The 26,496-nt window shown below is 67.1% G+C and carries 18 protein-coding genes and 8 pseudogenes; 13 read left to right on the top strand and 13 right to left on the bottom strand.

Annotation, left to right across the window (positions count from 1 at the left end):
- Positions 1–161: 161 nt before the first annotated feature.
- Positions 162–629 (bottom strand): winged helix-turn-helix transcriptional regulator, encoded by a 468-nt coding sequence (locus tag ACZ4UV_RS42425; RefSeq protein WP_467845463.1) that lies wholly within the window; start codon positions 627–629, stop codon positions 162–164.
- A gap of 227 nt (positions 630–856) precedes the next feature.
- Between ACZ4UV_RS42425 and ACZ4UV_RS42420 the strand changes: the two genes are divergently transcribed.
- Positions 857–1,600 carry an alpha/beta fold hydrolase gene (locus tag ACZ4UV_RS42420; protein WP_467845460.1) on the top strand — a complete coding sequence of 248 codons (744 nt, stop codon included), beginning with the start codon at positions 857–859 and terminating at the stop codon, positions 1,598–1,600.
- Between the two features lie 264 nt (positions 1,601–1,864).
- Here the strand turns inward: ACZ4UV_RS42420 and ACZ4UV_RS42415 are convergent.
- A pseudogene (locus ACZ4UV_RS42415) lies at positions 1,865–2,795 on the bottom strand (IS256 family transposase); the annotation flags it as partial.
- An 874-nt stretch (positions 2,796–3,669) separates the two neighbouring features.
- Here ACZ4UV_RS42415 and ACZ4UV_RS42410 point away from each other — a divergent pair.
- The 5 genes from ACZ4UV_RS42410 (at position 3,670) to ACZ4UV_RS42390 (ending at position 7,286) form a co-directional block, all read left to right on the top strand.
- On the top strand, positions 3,670–4,323 hold the full coding sequence (locus tag ACZ4UV_RS42410; RefSeq protein ID WP_467845457.1) for a winged helix-turn-helix transcriptional regulator: 654 nt from the start codon (positions 3,670–3,672) through the stop codon (positions 4,321–4,323).
- 75 nt (positions 4,324–4,398) lie between these two features.
- Complete coding sequence (locus ACZ4UV_RS42405) at positions 4,399–5,268, top strand: NmrA family NAD(P)-binding protein (protein ID WP_467845455.1); 870 nt, start codon at positions 4,399–4,401, stop codon at positions 5,266–5,268.
- A gap of 57 nt (positions 5,269–5,325) precedes the next feature.
- The gene (locus tag ACZ4UV_RS42400; protein WP_467845452.1) at positions 5,326–6,192 is read left to right on the top strand and encodes an NmrA family NAD(P)-binding protein; all 867 of its coding nucleotides are present in this window, start codon (positions 5,326–5,328) and stop codon (positions 6,190–6,192) included.
- Between the two features lie 258 nt (positions 6,193–6,450).
- Positions 6,451–6,789 (top strand): SDR family NAD(P)-dependent oxidoreductase, encoded by a 339-nt coding sequence (locus ACZ4UV_RS42395; protein ID WP_467845450.1) that lies wholly within the window; start codon positions 6,451–6,453, stop codon positions 6,787–6,789.
- Positions 6,759–7,286, top strand: coding sequence for an SDR family NAD(P)-dependent oxidoreductase (locus tag ACZ4UV_RS42390; RefSeq protein WP_467845447.1), 528 nt, complete (start codon positions 6,759–6,761; stop codon positions 7,284–7,286). Before ACZ4UV_RS42395 ends, ACZ4UV_RS42390 begins: the two co-directional genes overlap by 31 nt.
- A 34-nt stretch (positions 7,287–7,320) precedes the next feature.
- On the opposite strand, the pseudogene ACZ4UV_RS42385 reads toward ACZ4UV_RS42390, so the two are convergent.
- A pseudogene (locus ACZ4UV_RS42385) lies at positions 7,321–7,867 on the bottom strand (winged helix-turn-helix domain-containing protein); the annotation flags it as partial.
- A gap of 298 nt (positions 7,868–8,165) precedes the next feature.
- On the opposite strand from ACZ4UV_RS42385, the pseudogene ACZ4UV_RS42380 reads away from it, so the two are divergent.
- Both ACZ4UV_RS42380 and ACZ4UV_RS42375 read left to right on the top strand, forming a co-directional pair.
- Positions 8,166–8,636 (top strand): annotated as a pseudogene (locus ACZ4UV_RS42380) (transposase); the annotation flags it as partial.
- A gap of 45 nt (positions 8,637–8,681) precedes the next feature.
- Entirely contained in the window at positions 8,682–9,605 is a 924-nt protein-coding gene (locus ACZ4UV_RS42375; RefSeq protein ID WP_467845444.1) for a transposase, read from the top strand.
- A gap of 230 nt (positions 9,606–9,835) precedes the next feature.
- Here ACZ4UV_RS42375 and ACZ4UV_RS42370 read toward each other — a convergent pair.
- Both ACZ4UV_RS42370 and ACZ4UV_RS42365 read right to left on the bottom strand, forming a co-directional pair.
- Positions 9,836–11,214, bottom strand: a pseudogene (locus ACZ4UV_RS42370) (IS1380 family transposase).
- A 192-nt stretch (positions 11,215–11,406) separates the two neighbouring features.
- A complete protein-coding gene (locus ACZ4UV_RS42365; protein ID WP_467845520.1) occupies positions 11,407–11,739 on the bottom strand; it encodes a histone-like nucleoid-structuring protein Lsr2 in 333 nt (110 codons plus the stop codon).
- Between the two features lie 403 nt (positions 11,740–12,142).
- Between ACZ4UV_RS42365 and ACZ4UV_RS42360 the strand changes: the two are divergent.
- A pseudogene (locus ACZ4UV_RS42360) lies at positions 12,143–12,268 on the top strand (fic family toxin-antitoxin system, toxin component); the annotation flags it as partial.
- A gap of 214 nt (positions 12,269–12,482) precedes the next feature.
- On the opposite strand, the gene ACZ4UV_RS42355 reads toward ACZ4UV_RS42360, so the two are convergent.
- From ACZ4UV_RS42355 to ACZ4UV_RS42325, 7 genes and pseudogenes are all read right to left on the bottom strand, one after another.
- Positions 12,483–12,950 carry a hypothetical protein gene (locus ACZ4UV_RS42355; RefSeq protein WP_467845442.1) on the bottom strand — a complete coding sequence of 156 codons (468 nt, stop codon included), beginning with the start codon at positions 12,948–12,950 and terminating at the stop codon, positions 12,483–12,485.
- Between the two features lie 87 nt (positions 12,951–13,037).
- A pseudogene (locus ACZ4UV_RS42350) lies at positions 13,038–14,100 on the bottom strand (IS630 family transposase).
- 81 nt (positions 14,101–14,181) lie between these two features.
- Positions 14,182–15,516, bottom strand: coding sequence for an MFS transporter (locus tag ACZ4UV_RS42345; protein WP_467845439.1), 1,335 nt, complete (start codon positions 15,514–15,516; stop codon positions 14,182–14,184).
- Positions 15,517–15,630: 114 nt separating this feature from the next.
- Entirely contained in the window at positions 15,631–16,434 is an 804-nt protein-coding gene (locus ACZ4UV_RS42340; protein WP_467845437.1) for a class I SAM-dependent DNA methyltransferase, read from the bottom strand.
- Between the two features lie 354 nt (positions 16,435–16,788).
- Positions 16,789–17,109: pseudogene (locus ACZ4UV_RS42335) on the bottom strand (transposase family protein); the annotation flags it as partial.
- A 7-nt stretch (positions 17,110–17,116) separates the two neighbouring features.
- A complete protein-coding gene (locus ACZ4UV_RS42330; RefSeq protein WP_467845434.1) occupies positions 17,117–17,761 on the bottom strand; it encodes a helix-turn-helix domain-containing protein in 645 nt (214 codons plus the stop codon).
- A gap of 64 nt (positions 17,762–17,825) precedes the next feature.
- Entirely contained in the window at positions 17,826–18,449 is a 624-nt protein-coding gene (locus ACZ4UV_RS42325; protein ID WP_467845431.1) for a hypothetical protein, read from the bottom strand.
- A 604-nt stretch (positions 18,450–19,053) separates the two neighbouring features.
- Between ACZ4UV_RS42325 and ACZ4UV_RS42320 the strand changes: the two are divergent.
- Both ACZ4UV_RS42320 and ACZ4UV_RS42315 read left to right on the top strand, forming a co-directional pair.
- Positions 19,054–19,562: pseudogene (locus ACZ4UV_RS42320) on the top strand (citrate/2-methylcitrate synthase); the annotation flags it as partial.
- 130 nt (positions 19,563–19,692) lie between these two features.
- Positions 19,693–20,772 carry a CobW family GTP-binding protein gene (locus tag ACZ4UV_RS42315; RefSeq protein ID WP_467845428.1) on the top strand — a complete coding sequence of 360 codons (1,080 nt, stop codon included), beginning with the start codon at positions 19,693–19,695 and terminating at the stop codon, positions 20,770–20,772.
- Here ACZ4UV_RS42315 and ACZ4UV_RS42310 read toward each other — a convergent pair.
- A complete protein-coding gene (locus tag ACZ4UV_RS42310) occupies positions 20,769–23,225 on the bottom strand; it encodes a DNA gyrase/topoisomerase IV subunit A (protein ID WP_451017805.1) in 2,457 nt (818 codons plus the stop codon). The two genes, ACZ4UV_RS42315 and ACZ4UV_RS42310, sit on opposite strands and share 4 nt — an antisense overlap.
- A 302-nt stretch (positions 23,226–23,527) precedes the next feature.
- On the opposite strand from ACZ4UV_RS42310, the gene ACZ4UV_RS42305 reads away from it, so the two are divergent.
- The gene (locus ACZ4UV_RS42305) at positions 23,528–24,931 is read left to right on the top strand and encodes a M16 family metallopeptidase (RefSeq protein WP_390035067.1); all 1,404 of its coding nucleotides are present in this window, start codon (positions 23,528–23,530) and stop codon (positions 24,929–24,931) included.
- Positions 24,928–26,316 carry a M16 family metallopeptidase gene (locus tag ACZ4UV_RS42300; RefSeq protein ID WP_390035066.1) on the top strand — a complete coding sequence of 463 codons (1,389 nt, stop codon included), beginning with the start codon at positions 24,928–24,930 and terminating at the stop codon, positions 26,314–26,316. The genes ACZ4UV_RS42305 and ACZ4UV_RS42300 overlap by 4 nt, the downstream gene beginning before the upstream one ends.
- Positions 26,317–26,496: the final 180 nt, after the last annotated feature.

Here is a 26,496-nt window from a genome sequence, read left to right as displayed (position 1 = left end):
GTTGTAGGGCCCGTGGGGAACCGGCGGCTTGCGTCATCGCCGGACGGGATCGGCCGGGGGCGGGCGCCAGGGCCAGTGCACGGCGCCCACCGCTGAGTACGCTCCGGCACACGGTCCTGCGGGAGCCCTGCGGCAGGTGTCACCGCAGTAGCGGAGCCGGCTCAGCGCCGTACGTCCGACTGATGAAGGTCGCGTTCGGGGGTCACCTCGGAGGACTTGTCCAGAGGTTCGCCGCAGGCGCGGCAGTGGACCTCCGTGTGCAGGACCTCTCCGCAGGAATGACGGAATGTCACCACGTTCTCCGGATCGTTGCGGGCGAAGCGGTCGCCCCAGTCCCGCACGGCGTGGAGGATGCCGAAAAGCTGGTGACCGGCCTCGGAAAGGTGATACTCGAAGCGCGGCGGGCTGTTCTCGTACTGGACCTTCTTGACGACACCCGCTGCCTCCAGTGACTTGAGGCGATCGGCGAGAATGTTCCGTGCCGCTCCCGTGTTGTGAGCGATCTCGTCGAAGCGACGCGTGCCGAAGGTGATCTCGCGGAGGACGAGCAAAGCCCACTTCTCTCCGAGGATCTTCATCGCTGCGTCGATCGAGCAGACTCGGGGGTCTGCCGCCCTGTCTCTGGCCATGTCGCAAGGGTAGTCGCCCGTGAGTGGGTTGTCAAAAAAAACTCAGCAGCTCAACGACTTGACTATCGACCTATAGGGCAGTTCACTGAGGTGGGTAGCAAGTTGCAACCCAGAAGGGTAGTGAGATGACATACGTATCGGACACGGCGGAGACGCGCTTCGCCCAGGGAACTCTGGCGCGATACGCCTACCGCGACTTCGGTCTGGCGGGAGCCGAGCCGCCCCTGGTGCTTCTCCAGCGCTTCAGGGGATCCCTCAACCACTGGGACCCGCTGTTCCTTGAAGTCCTCGCCGAAGAGCGCAGGGTGATCATCTTCGACAACATCGGAGTCAGCGAGAGCACGGGCGAAGTGCCCACCACTCTCGAGGGAATGGCCGAGGGAGCTATCGACTTCGTCGAGGCACTCGGACTTCGCAGCGTCGACCTGCTCGGCTGGTCCCTGGGCGGATTCGTCGCGCAGCTCGTTGCGCTTGAGCGTCCCGACCTCGTCCGCAAGTTGATCGTGGCCGGCAGCGGTCCCGGCGGTGTGCCGGGATCCGCTCAGCCGAACGACAAGGTCGTCGAATACATGACGTCGACGCCCACCCCTCCTGAGGGCTACCTGTACCTCTTCTTCGGGTTCAGTGACGACGCGGTCCGCCGGGGCGAAGAGTCACTGGCCCGTCTGGAGACCCGCCTCGACAAGGCCACGACCGACGTGACGGCCGAGCAGTGGGGCCGACAGCTGCAGGCGATCCAGCGCTGGGCCGGTGGAACCGGGTCTGCGTGGTCGCGGCTTGGTGAACTCAAGCTTCCCGTTCTCGTGGCCAACGGCTCCTACGACGTGATGGTCGACTCTGCCGACTCGTTCGCGATGGCCCAGAAGCTGTCAGATGCAAGGACCCTCTTCTACAGCGACGCCGGTCACGCCTTCCTGTTCCAGTTCCCGGAAGAGTTCGGCGGAGCAGTGCACGATTTCCTCGAGCGCTGAGAAGTCGACAACCAGAGTTGCTCAGCATCGTCGACATGACGGCCACGGAGGCGTCGGGCAGCAGTGATGGCTCCTCGATGTCTCCGTGGCGGACAGGCTTCGCGGCGGCGATGTGTTACGGCGCGTAGCCGAGGTTGGCGTGCGCGCCTCGGCCTGGGCCGGGCGCTACGGTCTTGATGCGGCGAAAGAAACAGGGTCGCTGCTGCGGTGTGTGATTGGTGAGTGCTGACTCGGGAACGCGGTGGACGCCAGGAGGTCGTGTCAGGCGGCGTTCAGATGGGCCTCGGCCTTGGGAAGCTTGGCTTCCAGCGCCTCCAGAACGGGCCGTATCTGGGCCCTCATCGCGTCGTCGGGTCGTTCGAAGGCCGTCCGCAGCAGCGTGGCCCCCCACGACTGGGTCGATTGCGGCAACTGGCTCGGCGCATTCGGGGCGTATTGGCTGCGCTATCGCTGCCAGGAAGCGTCGGCAGAAGAGCGCCGATGGCGTCGGCCAGGCCGGCGTGCGGCGTCAGAGACGACCAGCGGGACACCGGACGGACCACGCGTGATCGGCGAGCGCGGGAAGGCGAGTCGGCCGGCGCCGTCCTCGGTGGTGGGGACGTCCGAAGGGAGGTCTCGCGGCGGCCGTCGGCGCTGAGGCCGCCGCGTGGACGTAGGTGATGCGACCGCCCTCACGGACCTTCTGGGTCAGCGCGTCGGCCCTGACGAACGCGTGGGTTCCCTGGTCCAGGGGGGCGGTTGCGAAACGCTGTGACCTGCTCGTCCAGGTGCTTGGCCGTCGCCGGGAACTGCGGTTTCGACAGCGGGGTGACCCCAAGGGACTCGGCCGACTTCCCGACACGACGCGTGCTGACGCCGAGCGGGTAGGCGGTGGCGAGTACGGAGACGAGGGCCTGTTCGGGCCTGTGGCGTCGCTCCAGCGGCCGGTGCGGGAAGTGGCTGCCTTGGCGCAGCCTGGGCGCGGCGAGTATGACGGTGCCTGCACGTGTGTCCCACTCGCGTGGGCGGCAGCCTTTGTGGTGGTTGGCGCGTTCGTCGCTGACCTGTCCGTATTCGGCATTGCAGAGGTCATCTCCTCCACGGACACGAGCGCGTCGGCAAGTGTTCTGACCATCGCGCGCAGCAGATCGGTCCTCGCCGCGGCGAGGTTGTCTCCGGCGAGGACGTGCAGGGGAAGACTGCCGGGTGCGGACATTGCGCTGATCTCCTTAGAGGCTACGAGCTTCGAAGACCAGCCGATGGCCCTCCCTGCTGTGCGAGCTTCGTCCCGACGCGGGATCAAACCCCTGGATCAGGCCGAACCCGCACACCCCTTCTCCGGACGCGACCGTCTGGGACCACGGACCTCTGGATCCATCCTCCGCGGTTGGCGCAGTCCATGATCCCGACGCGAGGCACCAGGCCCGCAGGAAGCGGGATTGGAAGCGCCTTCGGTCCACGGACACACCCGTGCACCGCCGGTGGCGGTGATCGGTGCGTCTGGGGTCGGCTGCGCTGGAGTGCGCGTCGGTCGTGGGCTGATCGTGACTGGCCGAAGACCGCATTCCCGCGCCGGAGGCCACCGCCGGACGGTGACCGACATCTATCGCCTCCCCAGCAGCGGATCCGACCGCTCGGAGGGCGGGACCCTTTGATGCCTCCAGGCCTCTGACCTGCAACTTTAGAGAATTCTCGCTCGCGGGAATCTCCCCGGTTGCGCCATGGTTCTAAAACAAGTAGCTTAAACTACGTGATTAAGAAGTAGCAGCAGTCCAAGGGCTCGGCTTCGAGAGAGTGAGAGTGATGGGCTCCAGCAGGCAGTGGTTGGTCGAGTTCCGATTCGGCTCCTCAGGCGGAGCAGCGGTGAGGCACATCTACTTCGTCGACGGGGTTCCGGACGCCCGTGCGGCGCGCAGAGAAGCCGGAGCCCGGGCTCGTGAGGAGCGGACTGCGGAGCTTTCCGTAGGAGCGCGCGAGACCTTGGTTCAGCAGCTCGTACATGACCCGATCGGACGGATCATGCTGTCCCGGCCGATCGCTGTCGAGACCGAAGTAGCACGGGGGACATCAGACGTCATGGAGGTCGCCTCATGAGCCGGTCGTATGAGCAGACCTGCGTCATCGCGCGGGCACTGGACGTGCTCGGCGAGAGATGGACGTTTCTGATCATCAGGGAGCTGACACTCGGCAAACGTCGTTACGGAGAGCTTCTCGAAAGCCTCCCCGGCATGGGAACGAGCTTGTTGGCGGCCCGCCTCAAGCACCTGGAAGCACACGGTGTCGTTCGGCGCTCGACCCTGGCCGGCGCGGGAAGGGCTACCTCCTACGAGCTGACCGAGCGAGGAGAAGCGGTGCTGCCGGCACTGGCAGGACTGGCGGCCTGGGGAGCCGGTCTGGGCGAAGCCCCGGACCACTACGACGACCGTGCCGCATGGGTGGTCGCGGCCATGCGGCTGGCGGCCGGTGAAAGCGGAGCGAGTTTCGACACCATGACGGAACTCGCGGTCGAAGACGAGACGCTTTGGATTTATGGAGACGGAGAGCGCACCCACGTGCAGACAGGCTCCGCTCCCATCAAAGCGGCGTTGCGCCTGATGTGCGACAAACCGACCTTCTACCAGCTCGCCAAGCAGCAACTGAGCGTCCAAGGAGCCGTCTCGGCCGGAGACCTCGTCCTTGAGGGCGAAGTCAGTGCAGCAGAGCGGTTCTTCTCAACCTTTCATTTTCCGCAGGCTGCGGCGTAGCCGCTAACCACACATGTGAAGAACCCCCGGTCCTGCAGGAGCCGGGCCTGGGGAAAAAGACCCGAAGGAGACATCATGACCGGCAAATTCCTCATCATCGGAGCAGCGGGCAAGACCGGCCGCAGCACCGCGGAGGCGCTGCGGCAGCGGGGCCACCAGGTCCGCGCCCTGGTCCGTCAGGAAGATGAGCGCTCCGAGTCGCTCGCCCGTCAGGGCGCGGAGATCGTTGTCGGAGACGTGCAGGACATCGAGTCCATCTCGGCCGCGGCCCGAGGGATCGACGCCCTGTACTTCACCTACCCGATCGCTCCGGGCCTCATCGACGCGACAGCGAATGTCGCGCAGGCTGCGGACGAGAACGGAGTGAAGGCAATCGTCAACATGTCGCAGATCTCCGCCCGACGGGACAGCGAGAGCGATGCCGCCCGACACCACTGGGTTGCCGAGCGAGTGCTGGACCGTTTTCCGGTTCCTGTGACGCACCTGCGCCCGACCTTCTTCGGTTCCTGGCTCGTCGACACCTGGGCTGACGGCACCGGTGAACTCCGACTCCCCTTCGGCGAGGGACGCCACGCACCGATTGCCGAAACCGACCAGGCCGCGGTCATTGCGGCTATCCTTGAGAACCCTGCTCCGCACGCGGGGAAGGTCTACCCTCTGTATGGGCCTGTCGAGAGGGACCACCACGGGATCGCGGCGGAGATGTCACGAGCTCTCGGCCGCGACGTCACCTACGTGCCCATCGAACTCGACGATTTCACCAAGATCCTCGAGGGCCGCGGGGCCCCCGCGCACCTCGTTCAGCACCTCAGGGCGGTAGCGATCGACTACCGGAACGGAGTCTTCGCCGGAACCAATGGCCTGGTGAAGGAGATCGGCGGAGTCGAACCGCTTGACGTCTACGACTTCGTCGTCGCCAACAAGTCGTCGTTCGTCACCGACTGAGCGAGAGCACAAGAAACACACAAGGTCGAGAGCAGAAGTCGGAAGGGAAGCACAGGCATGTCGAGCAAGATCCTCGTCATCGGTTCAACCGGCAAGACCGGCAAGAACACCGCGGCGAACCTCCTGAAGGACGGGTACGACGTACGCGCTCTGGTCCGCCGCGAAGACGAGCGCTCTAAGAAGCTGTCCGATCTAGGCGCCGAAATCGCTCTCGGCGACGTCCTGGACCTCAACTCTCTGGCCAAGGCCACGAAGGACGTCAGCGCGCTGTACTTCACCTACCCGATCGCTCAAGGCCTGATGGACGCCACCGCCAACATGGCGCAGGCCGCCGAAGAAAACGGCGTCGAAGCGATCGTGAACATGTCCCAGATCTCCGCACGACGGGGGACTGAGAGCAACGCCGCGCGCCAGCACTGGGTAGCAGAGCGCCTCCTCGACCACTCGCCGGTTGCGGTCACGCACATTCGACCCACGTTCTTCGCCGAGTGGCTCATCAACATGTGGGACGGCTCCGGCGAGTTGCGCTTCCCCTTCGCCGAGGGCCGGCACGCACCGATCGCGGCCAGCGACCAGGCCAAGGTCATCGCCGCCATCCTCAAGGATCCCGCGCCGCACGCGGGTCAGCGCTACCCGCTGTACGGTCCCGTGGAACTCAACCACTACGAGATCGCCGACGCCATGTCGCGGACGCTGAACCGAGAGGTCCGCTACGTGCCAATCGGCCTCGACGAGTTCGAGACCATCCTCAAGGGGAAGGGCATGTCGCCGCACTTCATCCAGCACCTCCTCGCGGTAGCGGTCGACTACCAGAACGGTGTCTTCGCGGGCACGAACGACCTCGTCAAGAAGATCGGCGGCTCCGACCCGCAGACGGTCGAGTCGTTCGTCGCCGAAAACCGATCCTTCTACGACGCACACTGAACCACACAAAGTCTCAGTAAAGCCGAGAGGGGGATGCCTCGCCCAGGCCCCGGGCGAGGCATCCCCCTCTCGGCTAGCCGCACCACCGCACTGACGTCACGCCCCGGTGGAGTTGCGAAGTTCGACATGTAGCGGAAGCGTAGGTTTGAGGGTCGTGGTCACGTCACACGCCAAACCGTCACCGCGAACATCAGGCGGAGCATGGCTACAGCTTGACCTGGCTATGCGTCATGGGGAAGTCCGAGCAAGGAGAAAACCATGAGTGTGTGGTTCGTAACAGGCGCTTCACGCGGCTTCGGGCAGGAGATAACGCGGGCCGCTCTCGAAGCAGGGCACCACGTGGTGGCGACCGCCAGGAACACCGACTCGATCCGGAAGAACTTCCCCGACGCAGGCGACGCACTGCTCGCCGTCGAGCTGGACGTAACCGACGAGCGGAGTGCCCAGGCAGCAGTGGACAAGGCACTTGAGCGCCACGGCCGCATCGATGTCCTGGTCAACAACGCCGGCACGGGCGGGCCTGCTGGCAGCCGTGGAGGAATCCGACGACGCGTCCGTGCCGACGCGTGTACGAGACGAACGTGTTCGGAGTCCTGAACGTCATCCGCGCGCTCCTCCCCACACTGAGGAGCCAGCGATCCGGGCACGTCATCAGCATCAGCTCCATCATCGGTTTCGGAAGCGCGCCCGGATGGGGAATCTACGGATCCACAAAGTACGCCGTCGAGGGTTTCACGGAGTCACTGCACGCTGAGCTCTCTCCGCTAGGAGTGCACGTAACCCTCGTCGAACCCGGCTTCTTCCGCACCGACTTCCTCGATGCCACGAGCCTGGACACGGGAATCACCGTGATCGACGACTACGAAGCCACAGCTGACGCCATGCGTAAAGCAGTGCCCGGTCTCAACCACAACCAACCCGGCGATCCCGCCAAGGCGGCGAAGGCGATCGTCGCAGTCGCGGACTCGGACGAACCGCCGCTGCGACTTCCCCTTGGAAGGGACACCATCCAAGCGTTCGAAGCCAAGCTTCACAGCGTGCGCAGCGACATGGACGCCTGGAGGGAGGTCAGTTTCTCGACGGACCACGACTGAGTTTGTCGACGTGATGTCGTCTGTGTGAGTCCGGCTGTGGGTGGGCGGTCCTCAACAGGTCTCGGTAATCGGTCCGTGAGGCTGCGCCGGCCGCCCTGCTTGTGCGGGCATGCCGTTTCGGCCGGAAGATCAGACGCGAGCGTTCGCCGGTCTTGTAGCAGGTCAGGGCGGTGATGGAGAAGCGGCGCCGGGATCGTCCGTGCATGCGGACCAGCGGGGTGTGTCCGCGTTTGGCCCAGGTGCGACGGGTGGGCGGCGTCATCGAGAGGCCCGCCTCGTCCTTGATGGCGATGAAGGTCCCGAGCGCCGCCGCGGTGTTTCGACCCGCAGCCAGGTCTCCGTGCCCCAGCCGGTGACCGTCTGCTCGTCCCGATCGACCGCCCGCCGGGCGGGGAGCTGGTCGCTGAAGCCGTGGCGGTGCAGCATCCGCGCGATGGCCGACAGGGTCATGCTCTTGTGGAACCGGCGCCCGATGAGCGTCCTGATGCGGTCCAGGGTCCAGGGTCCAGGTCTGGCCCGGCCGGCCGTGCACCACCGGGCCGCGGGCGGCCGTCCTGGTCCAGCACCGCGACCAGGCCCTCGTTATTGCACGGAGGGCGTCGGCGGACAGGGGAGTGGGTCCGCCCGCGCGACTCCCCTTCAGCGGCGGCCGTATGGCCGGCTCACTCGGTGGTGCCAGGAGATTCCGTGCTTGTGACTGCTCGTGGTCTGCGGGCTGTCCGGGCCGCGGGCACTGCGCTGAGGGCTGCGGCGCCGATGACCGCCGAAGTCAGGAGCAGTGCCAGATAGGTAAGAGGAGGCACCTGGGCCAGGCCGTTGCCCAGCCCGGTGGCCTGGCTCTGCACGTCGATCAGCCATCGCGTCCGCCAACAACCTAGGACCAACCACCAAGTGGTCATCGACGCAGACTCACGGATGATCGTTGCGGTTGGACGGCCGGTGCCTGGGAACCGCAACGACTGCAAGGCGTGGGAGCTGTCCGGCGCGAGGGCCTCCGTCGGCCGTACCACCGTGATCGCGGACGGCGGTTACCGGGGAACTGGCCTGGTCATCCCGCACCGCCGCGAACCAGGCCAGGCCGAACTCCCGGCCTGGAAAGAGGAACACAGCACTTCCCATTGCAAGGTCCGAGCCCGCGTCGAGCACGTCTTCGCCCGCATGAAGAGCTGGAAGATCCTTCGCGACTGCCGCCTGAACGGCGATGGTGTCCACCACGCCATGCTCGGCATCGCACGCCTACACAACCTGGCCCTCACTGAATGGAGGCAAGCCCGCGAGAGGTACGTCATGCGACGACTCAAAGATCATTTACGGGACAAGGCTTACGACCTCGTGCACGGTAAGCGGTGAGGCGTCGCGCCTTTGATCGTTGATCACGGGTGTGTGGTGCGGAACGTGGCTCGTGCAGCGATCATCAGCGACCGGAGGGTCACAGGTCTGTCGACCGGTGTGATCGCTGAACTCGTGGCCGAGATAGGCCCGTTGTGGCATGAGCGGCACCAGGCAAGGCTTGCGGCCCGGCCACGCAAGCGGGGCGTGGGCGCTGGTGCGAAGCACCAACTGGTGTTCGTCGACCGGCTGCTCGCGACCCTCGTACATCTCCGTCACGGGGCCACTCACGACGTGCTGGCCTGCTGGTTCGGCGTGGACCGCTCCACCATCACCCGGGCCATCAGCGAAGTGCGCCCCCTGCTCGCGGAGCGGGGATGCTCCGTCAGCCCAGGCATTCGTCTCCAAAGCCTGGCCCAGGTCGTGGACCATCTCGGCACCACTGGGAAGACGGGCATCATCGACGGCACCGAGATCCGGGTCCGGCGGCCGGCCGCCGGCCGCAAGGACCGGGACAAGTTCATCTCCGGCAAGAACAAGCAGAACGCTGTCAAAAGCATGGTGGTCACGGACGGGGAGGGCCACGTGCTCTTCTGCAGTCCGACAAAGCCCGGCAGCTGCGCGGACATCACGCAGGCACGCCAGTTAGGGCTGGTCAGGCTCCTGGCCGACGGGCCCGCAGTGGAGATCCTCGCGGATGCGGGCTACCAAGGGCTGGGGACACAGACTGGCGGGCGCGTGGTGACCCCACCGCATCGCAAGTTCAAGAAGAACGCTCCGGACTGGTACGAAGAGATCCACGAGCGCCGGCGCAAGGCGCATTCCTCGCGACGCATCCGGGTCGAGCACGGCATCGCCCATCTGAAGAACTGGCGGGCGCTGACCCGCCACCTCGGCCGCCGCGAGCGCATGAGCGACATCGTCCAAGCCGTCGCCGGTCTGCTCTCCCATCAGCGGACCGCAGACCTGAGCCCGACACCGCAGACGTGAACAGCGAACCCCGCAGAGCTCCTCGACGCCTCACCGCTTACCGTGCACGAGCTCGTTAGCCTCGATCTTGCATGAGGGTCCGTCAGCTTGCTGACGGACCCTTTCTGCTTGTTCGCGGTGGAGTTTCTGCGGTTGGGCAGGTTGGCGGCCCGACTGTCGTGTCGGGTGGGCGCCGGGTTCCACTTCGCCGGTTCGTTGGTGCGGGCTGTCGGGACGGTTGAAGTGGCTGGTCAGCCGGGGTTCGGGAGGGTGTGGAGCCGGTCGATCGCGTGGGTGATGAGGTCGGTCCAGGGCCATCGGGCGGTGAAGCGGAGCCAGCGGCGGCGGCCGGTGTTCACCAGCTGGGCGGCGCGGAGAACAGGCGGAAGCGGAGGCGCTTGGGTTCCCAGCGGCGGGTTTGTGCGGTCAGGGCGAGCATTGGCATCCAGGCGAGGAGGTCGAGTGCGAGGGAGACGATCTCCAGCCAGATCCGGTTCTGGGCGGTGTCGTGCAGGGGCAGGTTGCGCAGTCCGGTGTCGCGGGCGCCCCGGATGCGGTCCTCGCAGCGGGCTCTTCGGCGGTGACGCAACGCCAGGTCGGCGAGCTGACCGCCGGTCGTGTTGGTCGCGAAACAGGTCAGCCGAAGCCCGTCGAGATCGGTGAAGCGCAACTGGGCGCCGGGGTGGGGCCGTTCCTTGCGGACGATCAGTCGCATGCCCGTGGGCCAGGCGCTCAGGTCGGGCATGTCGGTGATCTCGGCGACCCAGGCGCCGGGCCGCTCGGTGCCGCGGGCGTCGTAGGCCGGTGTCCACGCCTTCTTCGGGATCTTCAGCACGGCCTGGTGGATGGCGTCGGTGATGGTCATTCCGACGGAATACGACAGCCACCGGCCCCGGCGGGAGAGCCAGTCGAGGAAGGCGTGGGTGCCGCCGGCGGAGTCGGTGCGGATCAGTGTCTGCCGTCCCCGTCGCAGGGCTTTGGGGAGTTGGGCCAGGGCGCGTTGGGTGGTGGTGATGTGATCACTCGCGGTGTTGGAGCCTGCGTTGCCGGGCCGCGGCAGGGCGGCCACGGGTTCCCCTGAGCCGGCCTGGCCGTGGTCGACGAACGCGACGAGCGGATGATGGCCGAAGGTCTTCTTCCAGGTTGCGGTGGCGTCCTGCTTCTCGGAATGCGCGAGCACCAGCACGCCGTCGATGTCCACGGTCACCTGCCCGCCGGCGGCCGGACTGTTCGCCCCGGCCAACTCCCAGACCCGCGTCCGTACTTCGGTCCGCGCTGATCTGATCGCGGTGAGGGCCTTCGGTCCGGACGCGGCGAGAGTGTCGATCAGGCGGGAGACCGTGGGGTCCGAGGCCACCGGGCCGAACAGGTCCGGCTCGGCCCGCAGCATGCCGATGTCGGCCAGGCCGTCTCCGCCGAGTGCTACGGCCAGGGCCACATCCAGCAGGATCTTGCCCGGATCGTGCACAGCCCGCGGCTTGCGCCACGGTGCCAGAGCCGCCGATATCGCCGTGTCCAGGCCGGACTTGCGGACCCTCTCGACCAGCAGCACCGACCCGGCCTGCGAGACCACCCCGTGGCCGCCGCCCTCGACACGGACACGCGGGCATGACCCGGTAGCCTTCTTCACCTGGAGATTGCTTCTTTCCTTGCAGCTGCCAGGACCCTCGACAAGTCCCATCGTTGCAGGTCAGCAGCACTCTCCATTTATTTGATCAAGACCTGGACAGACCCACTCGCGAAAGCCCGAGGTTGAAGCGCGGTCGACAACACGGTAGAGCCCCTGCCGGAGCAGGGGCCTTGGCGGTCGAGTTGGTGGACGCTACGCCGCCTGAGCGTCCTCGTAGGCCTTGCGGATCTCGCCCGGAACACGGCCCCGGTTGTTCACGTCGTAGCCGTTCTTCTTGGCCCAGGCGCGGATCTCCGCTGTGTCCTGGCCGGAAGTGGGGCGGGCGGCCCCGGTGCGCTTGGCCCCGGCCTTGCTGCCCGTCTTCCGGCCATTGTCCACGTAGGGAGCAAGCAGCTTCCGCAGCTTGGCCGCGTTCTTGTCGTTCAAGTCGATCTCGAAGGACTTACCGTCGAGGCCGAATACGATCGTCTCGGCCGCCTCGGACCCGTCAAGGTCATCGATCAGGGTGTGAATTACCTTCTGCATCTTTTCTTCGTCCTTCTTCGTATTCGAGGCGAACAACGTGATTACGTTGGTTTATTTTTATCAGCGTGGCAACGGCCACCGCAACGCGGTTGGGAAATTGGGACGGCAGAGTACTCCCGCCGTCGGCTACCCGAGGTTCGTCACGGGGTGACGACGTTTCCGCCGCGCGCCCTGGCGTACGTCTCAAAGATGTTCTCGGGAATCCTGCCTGTATCCTTCGCCGTGTATCCGCTACGTCGGTCGGGACCAAGTGCGGATCATAGGGCCAGAATCCGGGATGACGTTCGCGGTCACGGCCTGCTGCTCGGACATCGCCGTCTGCACCGCCGGAGGCTGCCAGTCGACCCACGGGTCATCTGAGAGAGGCTGTTCATCCTCGGCCGCCAGCTAGTGCACGAAGCCCGCCGGGATCGAGGTCAAGCCTGCCCGCGAGAATGCCATCGCCCTCAAGGACCTTCTCCTCGACCCCGCGTGTATCGCTGGGAAAATCGCCGCCCTGCTGCGGGCCTGGCCCACCGCCACCTACTGACCTTTCCGTTGAGTTGTCGTGTTGAGCGAGAGGCCGGTTTCGGCGAGGCAACCCTCAATGAGGTCGGTGCGTCGTTGGATGCGGCGCAGGCCGCTGCGGACGGCTTGGACAAGGTGGTCACGGTCGCGGAAGACGACGTTGGCGGTAGTGCTGCGCCGGAGCAACGACCCGATGCTCTCAACCGGATTGCGGGTTCCTTGCGGGCTGAGGTGCGTCAGATGTGGGCCCTGACTTGCTGCACCGGATGTCCGAGTGCGTCCCCGATGGCGGTCAGTTCCTCGTCACTGAACCAGGCGCGCTCTGGGTTCCAGATGGCGATCTCGAATCGGGCGAAGCCACAGGGCCAGTCGTAATCCAGTGCGTCCAGCGAGGTCGCAGCGCCGCAGCAGGGGACCACCACGGCAAGGGTCGCGAAGCCGTCGTCGCAGTGAGCCTCGAGTAGGTCAGCCCACCACTCGGTGTCGATCGACGCGCCGCATTGGGGACAACCGATCTTCTGCAGATTCTGACCACAGTCGACGACGGTGAGTGCGTCGTGCCAGGTGACGTCAATCTCGACGTCGACGCCGTCGGGGAGCCCGGGGGCCAGGTCCTCCACGAGCGACGCAGCACGCTCAGCCGCGGCCGGCTCAGGCTGCCAGTGCGGGTCGGTCGGAATGACAGAGAGGACATCGTCACTCACGGGCTCACTCGATTCGTCAGGCGAAACCTCATCCAGGCGACGCGATGTTACCGAGCGCGCATTCGGGTGACAGGTTCCCCAGGCGGGTCACGCCTCGAAGGCCAGGCCGGTGCCGGTGAGACAGCCGTCGAGCAGCTGGGGCCGGTACTGAATCATCTTGAGCTTGCGCTTCACGGTCCGGGTGATCTGACACAGGTCGGCGGCTGCGAGGTTGCCCAGGTCGTGCTTGACCATAGACCACACGCCTTCCTGCAGGTTCAAGTCCGGGGCATAGGCAGGCAGCTGGAACACCGTGAGCCAGTCGGTGTTGGCTGCGAAGAACTCGCGCAGGTCTGCGTTCAGGTGGATGCGGACGTTGTCCCAGACCAGCACGATCGGACCACCGAGTTGGATCCGGGCGCGGACCAGCAGGGCACGAAAGTCCCGCAAGCCGAAACCCTTCGGCTGGTCCTTGCGTCCGCGGTATTCGCGAACTGCGTATATCAGCCGCGTTCGTTCGCCGGCTTTGTAGCAGGTCATGCCCACCATGGAAACCCGGCCCGAGCCCCGGCCTCTGACTCGCACCACCGGCGTCCGGCCGATCCGGCCTCACGTCCTGGCACGCGGCGGCGTCAGCGACTGGCCGGCTTCGTCCTCGAAGACGATCCAGCCATTGCAGGCCGCCGCGGTGCTCTTACCCGCGGCCAGGCTTCTTTCTTCCACAGTTCGACCGCGTCGTCATCGCGCTCGATCGCGCGACGCGGGGCTGTTGCCACGACCAGCCGTGCCGCTTGAGCAGTCGCCACGTGCCCTCCACCGTGTACGAGATATGGAAGAGCCGACCGATCAGCTTCCTGACCCGCGCTGAGGTCCACCGCTGGTCAGCCCAGCCGTGTGCAAGCGGTCCACGCTCCAACTCCTCTTCCAGCCTGGCGACCTGGGCATCGCTGAGCCTCGGACGGCCGGGCGACCCCTTCGAGGCGACACCAGCCGCCCCACCCTCACGCCATTGCCGCCGCCACCGCTCCACCGATCTTTCAGACACCCGAAGAGCCTCAGCGATGGCCTTGTTCCTGTCCCCGGCTTCGAACCGAGCCACCGCATCCAGCCGTACCCGCTCCCGGGCTGCCCTCTGCGCGTCGGTCAAGCCGCCGCCCTGCGCGTACCTCACAGTGACAGCAGTACAGCGCAGCGAGCTCAACGCTCAGCCGAAGGACCCGACATCGCTCAGTCAAGTTTCAGTAGCCTGCCGTCAATGCACGTGGCGGCTTGGGCCCTCAGGCAATACCACTGCACGTTTGTGCCAGATGCTGTGCGGGCCGATAGGCAGTACCCACAGGAGCGCGAAACAACCGCCGAGTGCAGAGACCACGAGCGTGGGGCGCACACCAAATGCCGCTCCCAGAACCCCTCCGGCGAGCGCACCCAGCGAACGCGCCCCCGTGCTCAGCGTTTGAAAGGCCCCTCGAACCCGGGATCGGAGAGTGCCAGGGACTGACGCTACGAATATGGCACTGACGCTGACGTTTTGTATGGCCCTGCCGGAACCCGAGACAAGCAGTGCTAGGCACAGAAAAGCAAGCGCGGATCGTGACAGATCGCTTGTGGCAGGCACTACCAGCAAGGGCGCAGAGATCGCTATGGGGGTGATCAGGAGGAGCCTGCTTATTTCCCGCCTGCGTGAAAAACTACTAGCCAAAACGGAACCGATGACGCCTCCCATTGCCTCGCTAACGAAGATCAAACTGACCATTCCGGCGCTGGCGTGAAGATGTTGCGTACAGTATAGAATATTCAATGTTTCAAATATCGTGTTGAAGAAGTTCACCGTCCCAGTAAGCGACAAGACGGGTCTCATGAGTGAGCTGCGGCGGATAAAAGAAAACCCAGATCCCGAAGGCTTGCGCTCACCAACCCTCACTCCTAGTACCTCATTCTGACGGATTCCCCGGAGCAGTAGCGCGGAAACAAGAAATGAGAACGCATCGACAGAAATTGCGAGGGGTGCCGGAGCGAATTCGGCGAGAAGCCCACTGAAGAGCGGAGCAACGAGCGAGGAAAATGCCAGGCCGCCTGAAACGAGCGACTGGCCGCCGATGTATTGCGCAGGAGGTATCACGGCGATGAGTAGATTTATATCGCAGACTATGAACACGACCGAGAAGGCACCCGCAGCGAAGATCACCAAATAGAGGTGCCATAGGCGCAGCATGCCAAAAATATAGCAGAATGGAATAAGTGCCAATATCAAACAAGAGGCGTAATTTGAGCGGATCATCGCCTCCTGGTATCGACCGGTGCGATCCGCCCAGGAGCCGGCACCGAGCGAGAACAACAAGCTCGGAACCCAACTCAACGCATTAATGGTCCCCATCTGGGCAGAGCCAGCGTGGAGTGTCACTACAGCTGTCAGTGGAATGAGGAGAGAAGACGTCCCATCACCGATCGCCGATGTCACTGATGCAGACCAGTACAGAAAGAAAGGTCTGTGGCGCAGAAGTCCAGTCGACAACAATGGACATAGCCTTCCACTTTCAGGTCCCAAAAAGCTGGGGTGCTCCGACGTCCGCGGAGCACCCCAGTCCACCTTAGACGGCGGATTTGAACGGCAACTGACTACTCGACCCAACCCTGGTTCTTGGTCACGGCATTCCTCCCTTCTTCTGCTGAATGACGGTTACCGCTCCCGTAGCTTCTCCGATCAATCACCGGAGAGCGAAGGGAACGCTTTTCGCGCGACGACAAAGGTCTTGCGATGCAGCTCCTCGTCGCCACGATCCTGGAGAACCCCCTGATAGAGGCCATAGCGGGCCTCAAGGTTCAGCCCCACCAGCCGGAGTATGCGGTCCACTTCCTCGGGGGAGATATAGAAGTTAGGGAGAGTCTTCGAGGTTCGCCGCCAATTCACCTCATCGACTCTCGTAAAAGTATCGACTGTCATCAGAGTGCATGTTGATACAGTCTGCGCCTTCGCGCCACGCCACAGAATAACAACGTCTCCCGCATCGTCAATCACTTGCCACTTAGCAAGGCGCTCAAGAAATCCAGCCGTTGGAAGATCGAAGACCACCAGACCGCCAGGCCGCAGAGCTCGAGCAACTCCGCTCAGAGCCGTCTCGAAGTCAGATGAATTCTCAAGATGACTAAACGGCTCGCCCATCGTTGTCACTACGTCAAACACGCCGAGATCGGGAAGATCGCGACAGTCACCCTCAACAAAGTGCACAAGCTCGGCAAGCGGCTTCTCGCGTGCCACCTTGAGCATTTCTTCCGAATAATCGACACCCGTGACTTTGAAGCCCAAATCGGCCAGCCCTATAGCCGATTTTCCCGTGCCACACCCGATATCGAGGAGCCGTGCGCCGGGGGCCCCATGGCGATGTATAAGATTTGCATACAGTTGAACCCAGACCTCGTAATCCTGCGCGCGAGTCACAATGTCATATGCTTCCCCCATGCCGTCATAGTATGACTTTGCAGAATCGATACTTCCCTGCTGGCCCATCAGGCAAACCTGCCTTGAGTATATTCGGCTGCTCCGGTCTAGCAGCAGAGGGATATCAGAATTGGCACGCCGTACCCAAAAGACGTGGTTGATTTTAGACGCAGGCTGAGGTGCTTCACATGCACTCCTCAGTCAACGTGGCAAGCTATTCACACCGCAGACTTTCAAAATCCGACCGCTTCGATGATTCCAGGCTTTGCTCGGCGCTCCCTATTGAGATAGCAAGCGCCTCCTCCATCCCCCTTCCAGCCACACTACCTCCTGTCAGGTACGACGCACTCATAGTGATGACTTAGGGGCACAATTCTTTCCCCTAAGGGAATCGAGAAGCCTCACAGCGAGCCCTTTCCAACCTCAGGTTGAGGCGTGATGAAGGACGACGGCGGCCTTCACGATGTTGGTGATCCGGTTGGTGCTGCAGCGGAGCTTGCGTTGCAGGCGCCAGCTCTTCAGGACGGCCATGGCCTGCTCGCCGAGGCACCGGATTTTGGCGTGGGTGCTGTTGTGCCGTCGTTTCCAGCGTTTGAGCCGGGGGCCCCGGAAAGGTACGCGGACATGGCGGCCGGCCCCTTGGTACGCCTTGTCCGCCCAGCACTTCAGCCCTGTAGTTGCGAGCGCGTCGATGATGCCGTGTTCGCGCGCGGCGGTCAGGTCGTGGGTGGAGCCGGGCAGGGCCGCGGGTTCATGCGGTGGACTCCCATTCGCTGAGGGCTTGGGTGTGGGCGGCTGCCAGTTCGTCGTAGGTGCGCTGGTCGGAGGGGGTGATGAGGATCAGCCGTCCGTCCGTGGCCACCCGCCACCCGTCAGAGGGGCGGCCGGTGGCGGGATCGACGACGCGCCCGCCGAGGGCGTGCCAGGACGCCGGGATCTCGTCCGGCCGCACGGCGGGGACCAGGACCGGGCGGCCGTCGTGGACGATCACCACGGCCCTGCTGCGGTGCTCCGCCAGACGCTCCAGCGCTTCGCGGTAACGCGCGCGTTCGGCCGCGTGGAGGGCCTTGCGCCGTGCCGCGGTTCCTGCCGTCCCGCGCCGGATGGCGATCTCGTCCCAGCCGCGGGCTGGCTCCACGCCCGGCGCGGCCTTCTGGCTGGTGGGGGAGTGGCCAATGCCGTGCAGGGCGCGAGGGGTGAGGCCCCAGGTCTCGCCGTGGTGGTGGACGAGGCCGTGGCGGGTCAGGCGCCGGAGGGTGCGGTAGGTGGTGGCGCGGGAGACCGAGGAGGTGGCGATCAGGTCGGCGATGGTCTGGGAGGGGCGGGCGTGGAGGGCGCTGAGCATCAGGAGGGCGGCGCTGCCGAGGCCGTGGTGGGCGAAGGCGTCGTGGCCCATCAGACGGGCGAGGACGGTGGAGTCGATGTCGGCGGCCGCGCTCGTCTCAGGGGTGGTCCACTCCTCAAGTGCCGGGTCGGGGGGACTGAGTGGTTTGGGAACGAGACAACACAGCGGGCACCGCGCGTCGGCGGGGACTACCGAGAGCCAGGTACCAGGTGGAGCCCTCCCGGCCGTGACCGACCCGCAGGCGGCGTAGCCAGCCGCATGGCTTGAGAACGGTCTCGTAGACCACCCGCAGGGTCGTCCGGGAGATCCCGGCCTCCTCGGCGGTCTGACGCTCGCTGGCGTGGTGCAGCGGGCCGCCGGCGGTCTCCGTGAAGTTCAGGTGCGCCCGTAGGACCCGCAGCGCGGTCCGGCCCCGCTCGCCGCGCCACGGTGTGGTCTCGATCCGGTCCCGCAGCGCGGCCAGGAGCTCGTAGGCGTGGTTTCGGGAACCGAGCGCCGTGGTGGTGCTGACGGCTGTGAGGGCGCTGGCCCACACCCGGTGGATGTAGTCCAGCGCGCGGGACTGCCCGGAGCGCAGGGAGATGCTCCGGGCGTGGCGGCCGCCCTCGTGGTCGGGGTGCAGCAGCAGCCGGGTCAGCTGTTCGACGCTTCCGTCGGCGCGGGCCACGTGGCAGGCGATTGCCGCGGTGATCCGGTGACCGTGCTCCGCCGCGCCCTGGCGGTCGCCGCGCGGGATCACCGTGCGGCCGTCAGGGCCGAGCTTGCTGTAGCTGCCTGCCGCGTAGCGGCCGGTGAGGTCGCCGAGCAGGACCAGGTCGGCGGCGGGCTGGGGAAGGTGCGCGAGTCCCTGCAGCGTGGTGTGGCGGCCTGTGACTGCCTCCTGTTGGGAAGAAAGCGGGACGTGAAGCCGACGGGGAGTAGTACGGGTGGGCTGTGGGGTGTGGCATTCTGGGGTCGTCCCAAGGACATGGACCCCACCCAGGCCCGCTAAAACCGCAGGTGGTGGTCCGGAACCGACCTCCAATCGGTGCCAGCGAAGCCTCCAGGATTGCCGTCCTGGGGGCTTTCGTGCGCTCTGGCACCGGTCGAAGGCAGGCATCCCCATCGCGGCTCGACCGGAGACGACCGAGAGGCCTGCCAGAGCCGCCACCCTGGATCAGAACCGGTCAACGCCGGTCGCTCAAAGGGCAGTTCGGGGGGCTGATGCCTCTGACTGCCTCTGAGTGACCCGGGTCGAACCGGGGTCGAATCAGAGCGATTTCCTCTGACTGCCTTCGATCGCCTCTGCAACCCGACCTAGCAGGTCACAGCCGTTTCGACCTCAGTAAGCCCAGGTCAGAGAGGTGCGATGGAATTACCGCCAGTACTCGGCCGTCGAACTCGCCCGTACCCGTGGCTTCGAGGACGTCTGGCACCTCCTGATCCACGGCGAACTGCCGGACCCGGCGCGCGCGGCCGCCTTCGCCGCCGAGACCGCCGCGCTCCGGCGCCTGCCCGCCGAGGTCCGGACCGCCCTGCCCGCGGTGGCCGCGGCGAGCGGCACGTCCGGCCCGCTGGCCGGCCTGCGCACCGCCCTCTCGCTGCTCGGCGCGGCCAAGGGGTTCCGGCCGGTGTACGACATCGACGCGGACCGGCGCCGGGCGGACACGGTCGCCGCCTGCGCGGCCGTGCCGACGCTGCTCACGGCGCTGTACCGGCTGGGGCAGGGGCTCGACCCGGTGGAGCCGCGCGAGGACCTGTCGTACGCGGCCAACTACCTCTACATGTTGACGGGCGCGGAACCGGACCCCGGCGGGCGCGTGCGGTCGAGCAATACCTGATCTCAACCATTGACCACGGATTCAATGCCACCGCGTAGCGGGCGCCGGGCAGGGGGCGGCAGGGCCGACGCGAGGGGAAGGCACGACGGGGCACGGCGTCCGGCACGGCTGTTTCCTATCCTGGACCGGCCCGCCACCCCGCCCACGCGAAAGAGGCCCCCGTTGGAGCACCACCCCACCCCCGGGCAGATCCCGGTGGTCGTCCTCGCCGGATTCCTGGGGTCCGGGAAGACCACGCTCCTCAACCACCTGCTGCACCGCAGCGGAGGCAGCCGGATCGGGGCGATCGTCAACGACTTCGGGGCCATCGAGATCGACGCGATGGCCGTGGCGGGCGCCCTCGGCGACTCGACCGTCTCGCTCGGCAACGGGTGCCTGTGCTGTGCCGTCGACGCCAGTGAGCTGGACGTCTACCTGGAGCGGCTCGCCAACCCCGGCACCGGTGTCGACGTCGTCGTCATCGAGGCCAGCGGTCTCGCCGAACCCCAGGAACTCGTCCGGATGCTGCTCGCCAGCGAGCATCCCGGCATCGTCTACGGCGGCCTCGTCGAGGTCGTCGACGCCGCCGAGTTCGACGACACCCGTGCGAAGCACCCCGAGATCGACCGGCATCTCGCCCTCGCCGACCTGGTCGTCGTCAACAAGCTCGACCGGGCCGCGGAGGGCGGCGAACGCGTCCTCGAGCTGGTGCGGTCGCTCAGCGACCGCGGGGCCGCCGTCGTCCCGGCGACCTACGGCCGTGTCGCCCCCGAGTTCCTGTTCGACTGCCGCCCCACCGCGGAGCGCATCGGACAGCTGTCCTTCGACGACCTGCACGACCACCACGACGGCGGCGACGGAGCGCACGGGGGACACCTGCACACCGCCTACGACAGCCTGTCCTTCGCCGCCGGGCTGCCCCTCGACCCCCGTCGGCTGATGGCCTTCCTCGACAGCCGTCCCGAGGGGCTCTACCGGATCAAGGGGTACGTCGACTTCGGGCCGTACGACACGGGCAACCGGTACGCCGTGCATGCCGTGGGCCGCTTCCTGCGGTTCTACCCGGAGGCCTGGGGACACGACGAGGAACGGCTCACGCAGCTCGTACTGATCGGCTCCGGCATCGACGCGGCCGCGCTCCGCAAGGAGCTGGAGGCGTGCACGAACGACGCCCCACACGCCGACGAGCACGGCATGTGGGGCGTCCTGCGCTACGTCCAGGGCCTGACGGAGGGCCCGGACGGCGACGGGTACGAGGCCTAGACCGGGCCCGCCACCACCGACACCGTCTTCGCCAGCGACACGCCGGAGCCGTCCCGGCGCGGGTCGATCTCCGGGAGGTCGACCGGGGTGCCGTTCTTCTGGGCCGCCTTCGCGGGGACCGGGCCCGCCCAGGCGAAGGACAGGCAGTCCTCGCCCTTCAGGAACCGCTGGCAGCGCACGCCGCCGGTGGCCCGGCCCTTGCGCGGGTACTGGTCGAACGGGGTCAGCTTGGCCGTCGTCTGCACCGAGTCGTCGAGGGTGCCGCGCGAGCCGGCCACCGTGAAGACCACCGCGTCGGCCGCCGGGTCGACGGCCGTGAAGGAGATGACCTTCGCGCCCTCGGTGAGCTTGATGCCCGCCATACCACCCGCCGGGCGGCCCTGCGGACGCACCTGGGAGGCCTGGTAGCGCAGCAGCTGCGCGTCGTCCGTGACGAAGACCAGGTCCTCCTCGCCGGTGCGCAGCTCCATCGCGCCGACGATCCGGTCGCCCTCCTTGAGGGTGATGACCTCCAACTCGTCCTTGTTGGACGGGTAGTCGGGGACCACGCGCTTGACCACGCCCTGCTCGGTGCCGAGGGCGAGACCCGGCGAGGACTCGTCCAGCGTGGTCAGGCAGACCGCCGTCTCGCCGTCCCCCAGGGAGAGGAACTCGGAGAGGGGCGCGCCGCCGGCGAGGTTCGGGGCGGTCGCCGTCTCCGGGAGCTGCGGCAGGTCGACGACGTTGATGCGCAGCAGGCGGCCCGTCGAGGTGACCGCGCCGATCTCGCCGCGCGCGGTCGCGGGGACCGCCGAGACGATGACGTCGTGCTTGGCCCGCTTGCCGTCGGTGTCCTCCGCGAACGGCTCGCCGTTCATCGTGCGGGCCAGCAGGCCCGTCGAGGAGAGCAGCACCCGGCACGGATCGTCGGCCACCTGGAGCTCCACCACGGCCGCCGGGGCGCCCGAGGCCTCCAGCAGGACCGTGCGCCGCTCGGTGCCGAACTTCTTGGCCACCGCGGCCAGTTCCGCCGAGACCAGCTTGCGCAGCTCCGCGTCCGAGTCCAGGATCCGGGTCAGCTCGGCGATCTCCGCGGTGAGCCTCTCCTTCTCCGCCTCCAGCTCGATGCGGTCGTACTTGGTGAGGCGGCGCAGGGGCGTGTCGAGGATGTACTGCGTCTGGATCTCCGACAGCGAGAAGCGCTCCATCAGGCGCTCCTTGGCCTGCGCGCTGTTCTCGCTGGAGCGGATCAGCCGGATGACCTCGTCGATGTCCACGAGGGCGGTGAGCAGGCCCTCCACCAGGTGCAGCCGGTCACGGCGCTTGCCGCGGCGGAACTCGCTGCGCCGGCGGACCACGTCGAAGCGGTGGTCCAGGTAGACCTCGAGCAGTTCCTTGAGGCCCAGGGTGAGCGGCTGGCCGTCCACCAGCGCCACGTTGTTGATGCCGAAGGACTCCTCCATCGGCGTCAGCTTGTAGAGCTGCTCCAGGACCGCCTCCGGCACGAAGCCGTTCTTGATCTCGACGACCAGACGCAGGCCGTGCTCGCGGTCGGTGAGGTCCTTGACGTCGGCGATGCCCTGCAGCTTCTTGGCGTTGACCAGGTCCTTGATCTTGGCGATGACCTTCTCGGGGCCGACCGTGAAGGGCAGTTCGGTGATGACCAGGCCCTTGCGGCGGGCCGTCACCGTCTCCACCGCCACCGTGGCCCGGATCTTGAAGGTGCCGCGGCCCGTCTCGTACGCGTCCCGGACGCCCTCCAGGCCGACGATGCGGCCGCCGGTGGGCAGGTCGGGGCCGGGGACGTGCTTCATCAGCGCGTCCAGGTCCGCGTTCGGGTAGCGGATCAGGTGCCGGGCGGCCGCGATGACCTCGCCGAGGTTGTGCGGCGGCATGTTCGTCGCCATGCCGACGGCGATGCCCGACGACCCGTTCACCAGCAGGTTCGGGAACGCGGCGGGCAGCGCCACCGGCTCCTGCTCCTGGCCGTCGTAGTTGGGCGCGAAGTCGACCGTGTCCTCGTCGATCGACTCGGTCATCAGGCTGGTCGCCTCGGCCATCCGGCACTCGGTGTACCGCATGGCGGCCGGCGGGTCGTCGTTGCCCAGCGAGCCGAAGTTGCCGTGGCCGTCGACCAGCGGGACGCGCATCGAGAACGGCTGGGCCATGCGCACCAGCGCGTCGTAGATCGACGAGTCGCCGTGCGGGTGCAGCTTGCCCATGACCTCGCCGACCACGCGCGCGCACTTCACGTAGGCGCGGTCGGGGCGCACGCCCATCTCGTTCATCTGGTAGACGATCCGGCGGTGCACCGGCTTGAGTCCGTCGCGGGCGTCCGGCAGGGCGCGCGAGTAGATGACCGAGTACGCGTACTCGAGGTAGGAGCCGCGCATCTCGTCCACGACGTCGATGTCGAGGATTCTCTCCTCGAACGAGTCGTCGGGCGGCGGGGTCTTCGTGCTGCGGCGGGCCATCGCTGCCGGCTCCTTGCTCATGCGTGAACGGGATCTGACGCGGACCATTGTGGACCGCGGCACTGACAACCCGGGCCAGGACCCGGTCTCCGCGGCCCGCCCCGGTGCCCGGAGGCCGCCCGGAGCGCGGCCCGGACATTTTCGAAGGCGGGTCGGACGCAGGCTACGCGATCCGTCCGCGCGATCCGCTGTGGGCGTACGTCGTGCGGGAACTTCGCCCGGTCCCCGCACGCTTGCATACAGTGGCAGGACCGGCAGAAAAACCGCGGTTCGGGACCGCTTCCGCGAGCGAAGGGACGTACATGCCCATGGGTCACACGACCACGGCCGAGACAGGCTCCGGGGGCCTGGCAGCGACCGAGCACCGCTTGGCCAACGGTCTGCGCGTGGTGCTCTCCGAGGACCACCTGACCCCGGTCGCGGCGGTCTGCCTCTGGTACGACGTCGGTTCCCGGCACGAAGTCAAGGGGCGTACCGGCCTGGCTCACCTTTTCGAGCACCTGATGTTCCAGGGCTCCGCCCAGGTGAAGGGCAACGGCCACTTCGAGCTCGTGCAGGGCGCCGGCGGCTCGCTCAACGGCACCACGAGCTTCGAGCGCACCAACTACTTCGAGACCATGCCGGCCCACCAGCTGGAGCTCGCGCTCTGGCTGGAGGCCGACCGCATGGGCTCGCTGCTCGCCGCCCTCGACGACGAGTCCATGGAGAACCAGCGCGACGTCGTCAAGAACGAGCGCCGCCAGCGCTACGACAACGTGCCCTACGGCACGGCCTTCGAGAAGCTGACCGCGCTCGCCTACCCGGAGGGCCACCCCTACCACCACACGCCGATCGGCTCGATGGCGGACCTGGACGCGGCCACCCTGGAGGACGCGCGCGCGTTCTTCCGCACCTACTACGCGCCCAACAACGCGGTGCTCTCCGTCGTCGGCGACATCGACCCGGAGCAGACCCTCGCGTGGATCGAGAAGTACTTCGGCTCCATCCCGGCGCACGACGGCAAGCCCACCCCGCGCGACGGCTCGCTGCCCGACATCATCGGCGAGCAGCTGCGCGAGGTCGTCGTGGAGGAGGTCCCCGCGCGGGCGCTGATGGCCGCCTACCGGCTCCCGGAGGACGGCACGCGCGTGAGCGACGCGGCCGACCTGGCCCTCACCGTCCTCGGCGGCGGCGAGTCCTCCCGCCTCTACAACCGCCTGGTACGGCGCGACCGTACGGCGGTCGCGGCCGGCTTCGGCCTGCTCCGGCTCGCCGGGGCGCCCTCGCTGGGCTGGCTGGACGTGAAGACCTCCGGTGACGTCGAGGTGCCGGTCATCGAGGCCGCCATCGACGAGGAGCTCGCCCGGTTCGCCGAGGAGGGCCCGACGCCCGAGGAGATGGAGCGCGCCCAGGCCCAGTTGGAGCGCGAGTGGCTGGACCGGCTCGGCACCGTCGCGGGCCGCGCCGACGAACTGTGCCGCTTCGCCGTCCTGTTCGGCGACCCGCAGCTCGCCCTGACCGCCGTCCAGCGCGTCCTGACGGTCACCCCGGAGGAGGTCCAGGAGGTCGCCAAGGCCCGCCTGCGCCCCGACAACCGCGCGGTGCTCGTCTACGAGCCGCTGTCCGCGGAGTCCGCGGAGCACACCCAGGAGGCGGGGCGCGGCGAGGACCCGGAGCAGGAAGCGACCGTAGAGGCCGGCAACGAGAACGAGGAGACGGCCAAGTGACCGAGCTCGCCACCATGGACTTCCACCCCCAGCCGCAGCCGGGCGAGGCCAGGCCCTGGGCGTTCCCGGCCCCCGAGCGCGCCACCCTGGACAACGGCCTGACCGTGCTGCGCTGCCACCGCCCCGGCCAGCAGGTCGTCGCCGTCGAGGTGCTCCTGGACGCGCCCCTGGACGCCGAGCCGGCCGGCCTGGACGGCGTCGCCACGATCATGGCGCGCGCCTTCTCCGAGGGCACCGACAAGCACGCGGCCGAGGAGTACGCCGCCGAGCTGGAGCGGGCCGGTGCCACCCTCGACGCGCACGCCGACCACCCCGGCGTCCGCGTCAGCCTGGAGGTCCCCGCCTCCCGGCTGGCCAAGGGCCTCGGGCTGCTCTCCGACGCCCTGAGGGCGCCCGCCTTCGCCGAGAGCGAGGTCGAGCGGCTGGTCCGCAACCGCCTCGACGAGATCCCGCACGAGCTGGCCAACCCCAGCCGCCGGGCCGCCAAGGAGCTCTACAAGGAGCTGTTCCCGTCGACCGCGCGGATGTCCCGTCCCCGCCAGGGCACCGAGGACACCGTCGAGAAGATCGACGCGGCCGCCGTCCGCGCGTTCTACGACCGGCACGTCCGGCCCGCCACGGCCACCGCGGTCGTCGTCGGCGACCTGACCGGCATCGACCTGGACGAGCTGCTCGGCGAGACCCTGGGCGCCTGGCGCGGCTCCACCGCGCAGCCCCGCCCGGTCCCGCCGGTGACCGCCGACGACACCGGCCGGGTCGTGATCGTGGACCGCCCCGGCGCCGTCCAGACCCAGCTCCTCATCGGCCGCGTCGGCTCCGACCGGCACGACCGCGTCTGGCCCGCCCAGGTGCTCGGCACCTACTGCCTGGGCGGCACCCTCACCTCCCGCCTGGACCGCGTCCTGCGCGAGGAGAAGGGCTACACCTACGGCGTCCGTTCCTTCGGGCAGGTCCTGCGGTCCGCTCCCGACGGCACCGGCGCGTCCATGCTGGCCATCAGCGGCTCGGTGGACACCCCGAACACCGGCCCGGCCCTGCTGGACCTGTGGACGGTGCTGCGCACGCTCGCCGCCGAGGGCCTCACGGACGCCGAGCGCGACGTGGCCGTGCAGAACCTCGTCGGGGTGGCTCCGCTCAAGTACGAGACGGCGGCGGCCGTCGCCGGCACCCTGGCCGACCAGGTCGAGCAGCACCTGCCCGACGACTTCCAGGCCACGCTGTACCGGCAACTCGCCAACACGGGCACCGTGGAGGCCACCGCGGCGGTCGTGAACGCCTTCCCGGTGGACCGCCTGGTGACCGTCCTCGTCGGGGACGCGGCACAGATCAAGGAGCCCGTCGAGGCGCTCGGGATCGGCGAAGTCACGGTCGTCGCCGCCGAGTAGCGGCACGCGCGTGTGCGGAGCCCTGGTGACCACCCGGTCACCAGGGCTCTGGAATGTCCGAATTGGGGTGGAGGTTGCCTGTCTGCCCTGTGGGATGCGCGACAAAAACAGGGTTCCGTTTGAGCATTGAAGGCGGGCCCTCGTAGGTTCTTCCGGGCTGTCCGTCAGGCATCGCGCCGC

The sequence above is a fragment of the Streptomyces sp. NPDC028289 genome (genome assembly GCF_055565975.1).
This window is presented reverse-complemented; position numbering and strand designations above follow the sequence as displayed.